This window comes from Actinokineospora sp. NPDC004072, assembly GCF_053604195.1.
Genome location: NZ_JBSGHB010000026.1, coordinates 51,453 through 62,394, shown reverse-complemented (window position 1 = coordinate 62,394; position 10,942 = coordinate 51,453). Strand labels below are relative to the sequence as shown.

At 72.4% G+C, this 10,942-nt stretch carries 7 protein-coding genes; 5 read left to right on the top strand and 2 right to left on the bottom strand.

Annotation, left to right across the window (positions count from 1 at the left end; genetic code table 11):
* Positions 1 to 110 precede the first annotated feature (110 nt).
* The gene (locus ACWEPX_RS29920) at positions 111 to 917 is read right to left on the bottom strand and encodes a TetR/AcrR family transcriptional regulator (RefSeq protein WP_451900636.1); all 807 of its coding nucleotides are present in this window, start codon (positions 915 to 917) and stop codon (positions 111 to 113) included.
* A 67-nt stretch (positions 918 to 984) separates the two neighbouring features.
* On the opposite strand from ACWEPX_RS29920, the gene ACWEPX_RS29915 reads away from it, so the two are divergent.
* A complete protein-coding gene (locus tag ACWEPX_RS29915; RefSeq protein ID WP_451900607.1) occupies positions 985 to 3,255 on the top strand; it encodes an ATP-binding cassette domain-containing protein in 2,271 nt (756 codons plus the stop codon).
* 408 nt (positions 3,256 to 3,663) lie between these two features.
* A complete protein-coding gene (locus tag ACWEPX_RS29910; protein WP_451900606.1) occupies positions 3,664 to 4,767 on the top strand; it encodes a S1 family peptidase in 1,104 nt (367 codons plus the stop codon).
* A gap of 56 nt (positions 4,768 to 4,823) precedes the next feature.
* Here the strand turns inward: ACWEPX_RS29910 and ACWEPX_RS29905 are convergent, their stop codons facing one another.
* The gene (locus tag ACWEPX_RS29905) at positions 4,824 to 6,068 is read right to left on the bottom strand and encodes a helix-turn-helix domain-containing protein (RefSeq protein WP_451900605.1); all 1,245 of its coding nucleotides are present in this window, start codon (positions 6,066 to 6,068) and stop codon (positions 4,824 to 4,826) included.
* Between the two features lie 376 nt (positions 6,069 to 6,444).
* Here ACWEPX_RS29905 and ACWEPX_RS29900 point away from each other — a divergent pair, with 376 nt between their 5' ends.
* From ACWEPX_RS29900 to ACWEPX_RS29890, 3 genes are all read left to right on the top strand, one after another.
* A complete protein-coding gene (locus tag ACWEPX_RS29900; RefSeq protein ID WP_451900604.1) occupies positions 6,445 to 7,776 on the top strand; it encodes a DUF6801 domain-containing protein in 1,332 nt (443 codons plus the stop codon).
* A gap of 220 nt (positions 7,777 to 7,996) precedes the next feature.
* Positions 7,997 to 9,199, top strand: coding sequence for a lipase family protein (locus ACWEPX_RS29895; protein WP_451900603.1), 1,203 nt, complete (start codon positions 7,997 to 7,999; stop codon positions 9,197 to 9,199).
* 200 nt (positions 9,200 to 9,399) lie between these two features.
* Positions 9,400 to 10,185, top strand: coding sequence for an SDR family oxidoreductase (locus tag ACWEPX_RS29890; protein ID WP_451900602.1), 786 nt, complete (start codon positions 9,400 to 9,402; stop codon positions 10,183 to 10,185).
* The last annotated feature ends 757 nt before the right edge of the window (positions 10,186 to 10,942 follow it).

The following is a 10,942-nucleotide window of genomic DNA, read 5'->3' as shown; positions in this document are numbered from 1 at the left end:
CAGGCCATGTGGACGCGCGGGAGCAGCGGCCCGGTAGGGCCGTCGGCTCCTGAAGTCAGCTCTCGTCGCTGGTCGTGGATCGAGGGCAGGCGGTTGGTCGAGTGGCGGGCCTAGGCGGTTGGTGGGGGAGTGGTTCCGGTGTCGGGTTGGGTGGTGGATTGGAGGGCGATTCCGTCGAGGAGGGTGGACAGGCCGACGTGGAAGCTGCGGCGGGCGTCCCATTCCAGGTAGGGGGTGCAGTCCTGCGGGGGTGGTTCCGGGTTGGACTCCAGCCAGGTCGTCATCGGGAAGCGGGTGGCGAAGTCGGGGGCGGCGGCGTCGAGCAGGGGGGAGCGGGCGTACCACCAGTCGGCGTCGGATTGGCCGGTGGCGGCTGCGGCGGAGCGGGCGTCGGCGATGGTGCGGGCGGCGCCGCGGACGTAGTGGAACAGGGCGCTGATGGCGCCGCGGGCGGTGCGGGCGGGTAGGCCGGTTCGGTAGACGATCTCGGTGACCGCCTCCAGGGATTGGAATTCGTTGGGGCCGAGCACCGGGCGGGCCTGGGAGATGTGCAGCAGCCACGGGTGGCGCAGGTGGAAGGCCACCATGTCGTCCGCCCACCGCACCAGCGCGTCCCGCCACGGCAGGTCCTGCGGGTAGGACGCGGGCAGCTCGGCCAAGGCCCGGTCGTGCATCAGCTCCAGCAGCTCGGCCTTCCCCGGCACGTACGTGTAGAGCGCCATCGCCGTGCGCCCCAGGCGTTCGCCGACCGCGCGCATCGAGACGGCGGGCAGGCCGGACTCGTCGGCCACGGCGATGGCGGTGTCCACGATCAGGTCGACCGTGAGGCCGGGGCGGGGGCCGGGGCGCTGCGGCGGGTCCGCCGAGCGCCACAGCAGGGGGACCGAGCGGGCGGGGTCGCCCTGGGCGGCGTACACGACCAACGAGCCACTCCTTATGCTGTAAAGTGCCGAACTCCTTACAGCATAAACCCCAGGGGGAAGCATGACGGTGACCGCCGACAGCCACGACGTGATCGAGGTGCGGGGCGCCAGGGAGAACAACCTGACCGGCATCGACGTGGACATCCCCAAGCGCAGGCTGACCGTCTTCACCGGCGTGTCCGGCTCGGGCAAGTCGTCGCTGGTCTTCGGCACGATCGCCGCCGAGTCGCAGCGGATGATCAACGAGACCTACACCGCGTTCCTGCAGTCGTTCATGCCCACCATCGGCAGGCCGGACGTGGACTCGCTGCGCAACCTCAGCGCGGCGATCGTGGTCGACCAGGAGCGGATGGGGGCCAACGCCCGCTCGACGGTGGGCACCGCCACCGACGCCCACACCATGCTGCGGATCGTGTTCAGCAGGCTGGGCAAGCCCCACGTCGGCACGTCGGGCGCGTTCAGCTTCAACCTCGCCGAGGGCATGTGCCTGGCCTGCGAGGGCCTGGGCAAGGTTTCCGACATCGACATCGATGAGCTGGTCGACCGGGACAAGTCGCTCAACGAGGGCGCGATCACGGTGCCGAACTTCGGCGTGGGCACCTGGTACTGGCAGACGATGGCGGGCTCGGGGTTCTACGACCCGGACAAGAAGCTGCGCGACTACACCGAGCAGGAGTGGGAGGACCTGCTGCACAAGCCCGGCACGAAGATGAAGGCGGGCGGCATCAACATCACCTACGAGGGCCTGGTGGTGAAGGTCCAGCGCCTCTACCTGCAGAAGGACCGCGGGTCGATGCAGCCGCACATCCGCGAGTTCGTCGACCGGGCCGCCACCTTCCGGACCTGCCGGGAGTGCGGCGGCGCCCGGCTCAACGCCGCGGCGCTGTCGTCGCGGATCGCCGGGCTCAACATCGCCGAGTGCTCGGCCATGCAGATCAGCGACCTGGCCGACTTCATCTCCAAGCTGGACGAGCCGTCGGTCGCGCCGCTGCTGGCCAGCCTGCGCGAGACGCTGGACTCGCTGGTCGGGATCGGCCTGGGCTACCTGAGCCTGGACCGGGAGTCCGGGACGCTCTCCGGCGGCGAGGCGCAGCGGGTCAAGATGGTCCGCCACCTCGGCTCCAGCCTCACCGACGTCACCTACGTCTTCGACGAGCCGACCATCGGCCTGCACCCGCACGACATCCAGCGGATGAACGAGCTGCTGCTCCTGCTCCGCGACAAGGGGAACACGGTGCTGGTGGTCGAGCACAAGCCGGAGGTCATCGCGATCGCCGACCACGTGGTCGACCTCGGCCCCGGCGCGGGCGTCAATGGCGGGCAGCTCTGCTACGCAGGCGACGTCGCCGGGCTGCGCGCCTCGGGCACGCTCACCGGCCGCCACCTCGACCACCGGGCGAAGCTGCGCGAGGTGGTCCGCCAGCCCACCGGCCAGATCCCGATCAAGGGGGCGAACCTGCACAACCTGCGCGATGTCAGCGTGGACGTGCCGACCGGGGTGCTGACGGTGGTGACCGGGGTGGCCGGGTCGGGCAAGAGCTCGCTGATCCACGGCTCGCTGGCCAAGCGCCCGGGCGTCGTGGTGGTGGACCAGTCGGCGATCCGCGGGTCGCGGCGCAGCAACCCGGCGACCTACACCGGCATGCTCGACTCGATCCGCACCGCCTTCGCCAAGGCCAACGGGGTGAAGGCGGCGCTGTTCAGCGCCAACTCCGAGGGCGCGTGCCCGAACTGCAAGGGCATCGGGCTGGTCTACACCGACCTGGCGATGATGGCCGGGGTGGCGTCGGTGTGCGAGAAGTGCGACGGCAAGCGGTTCACCGCCGAGGTGCTCACCCACAAGCTGCGCGGCAAGGACATCAGCGAGGTGCTGGCGATGTCGGTGGCGCAGGCGCAGGAGTTCTTCCCGTCCGGGCCCGCGCGGGCGATCCTGGACCGCCTGGTCGACGTCGGCCTGTCGTACCTGAGCCTGGGGCAGCCGCTGACCACGCTCTCCGGCGGCGAGCGCCAGCGGCTCAAGCTGGCGATCCGGATGGCCGACAAGGGCGCGGTCTACATCCTCGACGAGCCCACCACCGGCCTGCACCTGGCCGACGTCGACCAGCTCCTCGGGCTGTTGGACCGTCTGGTGGACGACGGCAACACCGTCATCGTCATCGAGCACCACCAGGCGGTGATGGCGCACGCGGACTGGATCATCGACCTGGGGCCGGGCGCAGGCCACGACGGCGGGCAGGTCGTGTTCGCCGGGCCGCCCGCCGACCTGGTCGCCCACGCCGAGACCCACACCGCCCGGCACCTGCGGGATTACGTGGGCATTATGGCCCGGTGATCGCCGGTTAACGGGTGGCCGCTATTGTGTCGGCCGCGGGTGCGGGCCCCGTCGAATTACCCGCCTTACGCCCCGAGGGGGCGGGGCCCGTGCCCGCCCCGGTATTTCACCGCAGGCTGGGGCTTCACAGTTAACAGAGCGCTGCCGTGGCCTTCTGTAGCGGCCCTGAGCTGCACGAATGGCCTAATCTCAATTCACAGTATCGTTTGCGTGATACGTGAAGAACGCGCCCTTGCCAGCCGGGGGGCAGCCGACGATATTCAACGGCAGCGGCCGATTCGCCCCATCCGGTGAGGCGGGTGGGGGGAGAATCGGCGGCAATTCGACCGAGCCCGGTGCGGCCGTCGAATGGCCGGTCGCGCTGCGCGCGATTCGTTCCCCTGCACCCGATCCCCCTGGAGATCGACAGTGAAACGCAGTCTCACCGCGGTGGCCGTGCTCGCCGCAGCCACCACCGCCGTCGCCACCCCCGGCGCCGCGACCGCCGCCCCCGAAGTCGCCCCCGAGGTCCTGGCCGCCATGCAGCGCGACCTCGGCCTGACCGCCGAGGCCGCGCTGGACCGGCTGGCCGCCGAGGCCGAGGCCACCCGCACCGAGCAGCGGCTGGCCGCCGCCCTGCCGGACACCTTCGGCGGGGCGTGGTTCGACGCGAGCCGCAACGTCCTCGTCGTCGGCGTCACCGACGCCGCCCGCGCGGGCGCCGTGCGCGCCGACGGCGCGGTCCCGCAGGTCGTGCGGCACAGCGCGCGCACGCTCGACGCCACCGCGGCCCGCCTCGACGCCGCCAAGGCGCCCGCGGGCGTCACCGGCTGGTACGTCGACGTGCGGGCCAACACCGTCACGATCACCACCGCCAAGGGCACGGCCGCCGCGGCCGAGGCGTTCGCCGCGCGGGCGGGCGTCGCCGACACCACCACCGTGGTCGAGTCGGCCGAGTCCCCGCGGCCGCTGTACGACGTGCGCGGCGGCGACGCCTACTACCCGGGCAGCAGCCGCTGCTCGATCGGCTTCTCGGTCCAGGGCGGCTTCGTCACCGCGGGCCACTGCGGCCGGGTGGGCACCAGCACCAGCGGCTACAACCGGGTCGCCCAGGGCAGCGTGCGCGGCTCGTCCTTCCCCGGCGACGACATGGGCTGGGTGCAGGTGAACTCCTCCTGGACCCCGACCGGCGTCGTCAACCGCTACAACGGCGGCACCGTCGCGGTGCGCGGCTCCGCGGAGGCCGCGGTCGGCGCGTCGGTGTGCCGCTCCGGCTCCACCACCGGCTGGCGCTGCGGCACCATCCAGGCCAAGAACCAGACCGTGCGCTACTCCCAGGGCGCGGTCTACGGCCTGACCCGCACCAACGCCTGCGCCGAGCCGGGTGACTCCGGCGGCTCGTGGATCTCCGGCGACCAGGCCCAGGGCGTGACCTCCGGCGGCTCGGGCAACTGCAGCTCCGGCGGCACGACGTACTTTCAGCCGGTGAACGAGATCCTCAGCCGCTACGGCCTGCGGCTGGTCACCAGCTAGCCCCCGGGGGCGTGCCAGGGGGGTGCCACCCAGGTCCCGGGTGGCGCCCCCTCGGCTCATGCCCGGGTGTCGCGCGCGAGCAGGACCGACCCGCGCAGGGCGATCTCCAGCGCCAGCCGCTCACCCGGGTCTTCGAGCCGCTCGCCCAGCAGCTCCTCCAGCTGGTGCATGCGGTAGCGCACCGTCTGCGGGTGCACGGCCAGGCGGGTGGCGATCTCGTTGACGCCGCCGCGGGTCTCCAGCCAGGCCAGCAGGGTGGCGGTCAGCCGGTCGCGCTGCTTGGCGGTCAGCTCGTCGAACGGGGCCAGCGCCTGCTCGACGATCTGGGCGAGCAGGTACTCGTCGGCCATCAGCACCAGCGCGGGCAGGTGGTCGGCGCAGCGCAGCACCGGGGTCGCGGGCAGCGCGCCGCGCTGGACCAGCCCCAGGGCGCGGCGGGCCACGGCGAGCGAGTGCGCGGCGCGCTCGACCGGGACGGCGGGGCCGACGGCGATGCGGCGGCCGGGCAGCGCGGCCGCCACCGCGTCCGTCCACTCCGGAACGACCAGGCACGGCGCCGGGCCGCCCAGGTCGGCGAGGACGTCCGGGCCGAGGTCGGCGGGGTCGTCGTCGGCGGGCTCCAGCGCGACGGCCACGACCTCGGCGGGCAGCGGCCAGTCCGCGGACCCGGCCAGCTCGCGCACCGCGTGCGGGGAGACCGGCGGGTCGGCCATGAGCATCTTGAGCAGCTGCTTGCGCCTGCGCTCCAGCGCCCCGCCCGCGGCCGCCTGCGCCTCGGCGTACCCGGCGATGGCCACCGCGCACAGCTCGTCGACGTAGGCGAAGATCCGATCGGCGAGCACCAGCAGCGTCTCCGTCGGTACGCCGAGGTCGGCGGCCGCCACCCGGATCCGCCGCCAGGCCGCGCGGGCCCCGACGCGGACGGCGGACTGCAGCGCGTCCGTCGTGCGGCCCTGGGCGAACTCCAGCCTGCCTGCCTCGCGGAAGACCTGCTCCCAGCGCGTCTGGTCGGCGTTCTCGGGGTGCTGGAGGCAGAACATGATGGCCGCGTCGACGTTGCGCACCACGATGAAGGTCGGGTCGCGCTCGGGGTCGGGGTCCGGGCGGTAGGCGGGCACGGCAGCCTGCACCTCGGCGACGACCTCGCGCACCACCTGCGCGCTCATCGCCCGCATGTGACGGGCGAGCGCCGGGGGCAGCGAGGCGATCACCTGTCGGACCGTCCCGCGCGGGGGCGGCGGGGCGGACCGCGGGCGGGGCAGCCCGCCCATCCGTGCCACCTGACCGGGCGTCGCCGTCATGCCCTCACCCCGTTTCTGACAAGTTCGGCCCCGCCGTTCCCCCCGCGTTCGGCCGGATTGCTCCGCCGACGATAAGTTTGCTCGCAGCGGGTGTCAACGAGTTCTCCGGAGAACGGGTTCCTGACCTGTGCCATCGCGGCGGGCCGTTGCCTGGTTATCACGTCCGATACAAAGCATGAGCGGTGTCTTGTGGGTGGATGACAAAGTTTCTCGGCGTGGTCTGCGCAGGTCACGACTGGTGTGTCGAAGTGATAAGGCGATGGCGGGAAATTGTGCCGATTAGTGGGTGGCGATTTCTTTCTAGACGTTCGTGAGTATTGCATCCCGTCGTTACCGGCCGGTAGTTTCGGCGTATTCCGGGACGGAAAGAGGACTGATGAGCACTCGCGTGAAATCGCGGCACGCGCTGGCGGCGGTATCCGCTGCCGCGGTTGCCGGACTCGTCTTCGGCGGCCTGCTCGCGGCCGCCGGGTCCGGCGCCGCCGCGACCGTCGAGGTGGACAGGACGCTGGCCTACTCGTGCCCCTTCCCGCTGATCGGCACGCAGCAGCTCGCGGTGCGCATCCGCGCCGTGGTCGACGTGCCCGCCGCCGAGGGCGGGGCGATCGTGACCACCGGCTTCTCCGCCACCGCGACCGTGCCGCCGACGGCGACCCAGGGGCTGGCGCTGGTCGGTGCGAAGACCGTCGAGGGCAGCGCGGAAGCGGCCATCACGATGGAGAACGCAGGCCAATCCCTGCCGATCGCACTGCCCGGGCTGACGATCCCGACCACCGAGGTCCCCGCCACCGGACCATTCGACACCGTGGCGACCGGGCCGGTGCCGCCCGCCCACCCGAAGGCGGGCCCGACGGCCATCGTCGTCGGCAACTTCAGCACCACGCTGACCCCACGCCGCGCCGACGGCTCCGAGACGGGCCTGGGCACCTTCACCGCACCCTGCACCCTCGCCCCCAACCAGAACACAACCCTCCTCACCTTCACCGTCGCCCCACCGACAACCCAGCCACCCACCACCGAGCCGCCCGCCACGACCCAGCCGACGACCACGACCGCCCCACCCACCACGACCGAGCCGACGAGCACGACCCAGCCGACGACCACGACCCAACCGACGGGCACGACCGAGCCGCCCACCACTACCGAGCCGACGGGCACGACCGGGCCCACGGGCACGACCCAGCCGACCAGCACCCAGCCGTCCGCCACGACCCCGCCGACGACCACCACCCGCCCGCCCAGCACGACCTACCCACCCACCACGACCCGGCCGACGGGCACCACCCAACCCACGACCACGAGCCGTCCGCCCAGCACGACCCCGCCGAGCACGAGCCGCCCGACCGCCACGACTCGCCCGACCGCCACGACTCGCCCGACCACCACGACCCGTCCGACCGGCACGACTCAGCCGACCGGCACGACTCAGCCGCCCAGCACGACCCGCCCGCCCACCACATCGGCGACTCCCACGACCCAGCCCACGACCGGCCCCTCCACCACCAACCCTCCACACCCCACAACCACGGAACCGACGGCAACCACGACCGCCAGTCCCACCACCGAACCGACCGCCCCACCCACCCAGCAGCCATCGGACGGCCCGAGCGGAACCTCCGATCCCGGCATCCTTCCCCCGCCCACCGGCAACCTCCCCGACACCGGCGCCCCGATCCTGCTCCCCTGGGCATCGGCGCGACCCTCGTAGCTGCAGGCGCCGCCTTGCTCCTCCACCGCAAGCGCTCCACCCGCCGCTGACGAACCTGCGCGGAGGCCGAGCGCCGCAGCAACCGACACCCCGATCGGGCTGCTCGGCTGGCGAACCTCGACCAACGCTTCGAGCGCCTGCGCATTCCACTGAAGCGCCTGCGCATTCCACTGTTTGTCCCGCCGGCGACGTGCGTCCCGGTGCAGCGAAAGGGTTTGCAGTGTTGACCACGACCAACCGCCCGCGGTGGCTGGGTGCGGCGTGTGCCGTCCTGGTTGCCGTGCTGGGCATCGGCCTCGCCCCCGCCGGGCACGCGCAGCCCGTGGCGCAGGACGACTCCTTCTACGTGCCGCCCTCGCCGTTGCCCCCGGGCGGGCCGGGGGACGTCATCCGCAGCAGGCCCACCACCGCGGCCGCCGTCGCGGAGCGGGTCGAGGCGTGGCAGGTGATGTATCGGTCGACGGATGCGTTGGGGCAGGCGATGGCGGTCGTGGGGACCGTGTTGGTGCCCAAGGGGGTTGATCCGGGCACCGCGCCGGTCGTCAGCTTCGCCGCGGGGACGCACGGGCCTGCGTTCCGGTGCCGCGTCTCGCACATGTCGCAGATCGGCGCGTTCTACGAGCAGCCTGCGATCAACGACATGCTGGCCCAGGGGTGGGTCGTCGTCATGACCGACTACGAGGGGTACCAGCCGCAGCCGCGCACGACCTACGTCACCGGCCGCTCCGAGGGGCACGCGGTGCTCGACGTGGTGCGCGCTGCGCGGCGGGTGCCCGAGATCGGGCTCGGCGCGTCGGCGCCCGTCATGCTGCGCGGGTACTCCCAGGGCGGCGGCGCGGCGATGTGGGCGGCCGAGCTGGCCCCGGCGTACGCGCCCGAACTCGACCTCATCGGCGTTGTGGCGGGCGGGGTGCCTGCCGACCTCGTGCAGGTGACCCTGTTCCTCGAAGGCAAGTTCGGGTTCGGCTTCCTCCTCTACGCCCTCGCCGGCCTCGACAACGCCTACCCGGAGCTGGACCTGGAGAAGTACCTCAACGACGCCGGCCGGGCCGCGCTCGCCGAGATGGTCGCGGGGGACTGCACGCTGGAGCTGCTCGTGAAGTACCAGGGCAAGCGGCTCGGCGAGTTCACGACCGCCAGCCCGGTGCTGACCCCGGAGTGGCTGGCCAGGGTGCAGGAGAACAAGCTGGGCAGCGGGAGCATCGGCGTCCCGGTGCTCCAATACCACGGAACCGAGGACAACATCGTCGCCTACCGCCAGGCGAAGCAGCTCAGCGCCGATTATTGCGCCAAAGGTGTCAAAGTCACGTGGAAAGAACTGCCCAAGGACCACATCGCGATGGTGTACCACGGCAACAAGGACGCCCTCGCCTTCATGAAGGACCGGGTCGCGGGCGTTCCTGCGTCGTCGAACTGCGCATAAGTCGAGCTCAGGAGCACCCCGTGCCGCCCAGGCGCGGGGTGCTCCTCGTTTTCCGGCCGACTAAACTGCTCACCGCCCCACAATGGCCGAGCGCTTCGCCTTGGGGCTGCGCCGATATTCCTCGGCGTTGCTTGACGCTGCCGCGAACGCGGTTCTAACTTCGGCCGACAGCCAGCGGAGAAAGCGGTCGGAGGAATGGCGTGGCAATAGCCGGGAAAGCGGTGCTGGTCACCGGGGCGGGCGCCGGAATCGGCGCGGCGCTCGCGCTCGCGGCGGCCTCGGCGGGCGCGTCCGCGGTGATCGCCGCCGACATCGACGCCACCGCCGCCGAGACGACCGCCGCCGCCATCCGCGCCCGGGGCACGACCGCCGCAGCGGCCGGGGTGGACGTCGCCGACGCCACCGCCGTGCGCGCCCTCGTCGCCGCGGTGCGCGCCGAACACGGCCCGATCGGCGTGGTGTTCTCCAACGCGGGCGTGGCGGTCGGCCTCGGCCTGCACGCGCCCGCGTCGCTGTGGGAGAAGGCGTGGGCGGTCAACGTCCGCGCCCACGTCCACCTGGCCCAGGCGGCGCTGCCCGGGATGGTGCGCGACGGCGGGGGCCACTTCATGATCACCGCCTCGGCCGCGGGCCTGCTCGGCCTGCCCGGCGACGCGCCCTACGCGGTCACCAAGCAGGCGGCCGTCGCCCTGGCCGAGTGGCTGGCCACCGCCTACGCCCGCGACGGGATCGCGGTGAGCGCCCTGTGCCCCCTGGGGGTGCGCACCGGCCTGCTCATGCCCGCGATCGAGTCCGGCCACCCCGCAGGCCTCGCCGTCGCCCGCCTCGGCCCGATCCTGGACCCCGCCGACGTCGCCGCCTGCGCCCTCGCCGCCCTGTCCGACGGCCGCTTCCTGGTGCTGCCCCACCCCGAGGTCGCCCACCTGTACGCCCAGAAGGCCGCCAACCCCGACACCTGGATCCATACCCACGCGAGCCCGCGATGACCGGAGGACTGATGCGGAACCAGCGCATGCAGCCGACTGCCTCCGCCGCGGCGGGTGGCGAGCGCCTGGCGTACGTGCGAGCCGTCGATGTGGCGCTGAGGGCCGGAACCCGCACCCAGGTGCACCCGACTGCCGGAGGAGCCCTGCGGAACCGGCCCGAGGACACGCAGCCGACACCCCAACGACGCGGTGGGCAGCGAGCGCTTGGCGTGGATGCCAGTCGCCGGTCCGGCGTTGAGGGCCGCCTTCCGCACGCGATGGGCCGGCGACTGCTCGCCGCACGTGCGGGCCGTTGGTCTGCCGCTGAGAGCCGGACTCTGCGCAACTGTGGGCCCGCGATGGCCGGAGCAGCGATGCGGACCTGGCACATGCAGCCGAGCGCCCGCCGACGCGATGGGCGGCGAGTGCCTGCGTGTGTTGGTCGTCGGTCTGGCGCTGAGGGTTGGAGTCCGCGCCCAAACGAGCCTGCGATGACCGGAGGACCTATGCGGAGGCAGAAGCACACGCAGCCGACGGTCGGTGAGGGCCTGGGGCGTGTCTGGGCCGTAGTTCGCATCTACGTGAGCACCCGATGACCGGAGGAGCAATGGGCGACGAGCGGCCCGAGTACGTGTTGGGCATTGGTCCGGCTGGGCAGAGCTGCGCCAGCCTGTGCGCCGCCGTTGCGGCGGCCGGGGGGCTTGGTGTGCTGGATCTGGGTGACGGCGGTAGGCGGGCGCGGGCGGCCTTGGTGAAGGCGGCGCGGGCGGCGGTTGGG

Bases quoted from the DNA above. Each gene is read 5' to 3' on its own strand.
- ACWEPX_RS29915 (WP_451900607.1), top strand. From the start codon at position 985: ATGACGGTGACCGCCGACAGCCACGACGTGATCGAGGTGCGGGGCGCC.
- ACWEPX_RS29905 (WP_451900605.1), bottom strand. From the start codon at position 6,068: ATGACGGCGACGCCCGGTCAGGTGGCACGGATGGGCGGGCTGCCCCGC.
- ACWEPX_RS29900 (WP_451900604.1), top strand. From the start codon at position 6,445: ATGAGCACTCGCGTGAAATCGCGGCACGCGCTGGCGGCGGTATCCGCT.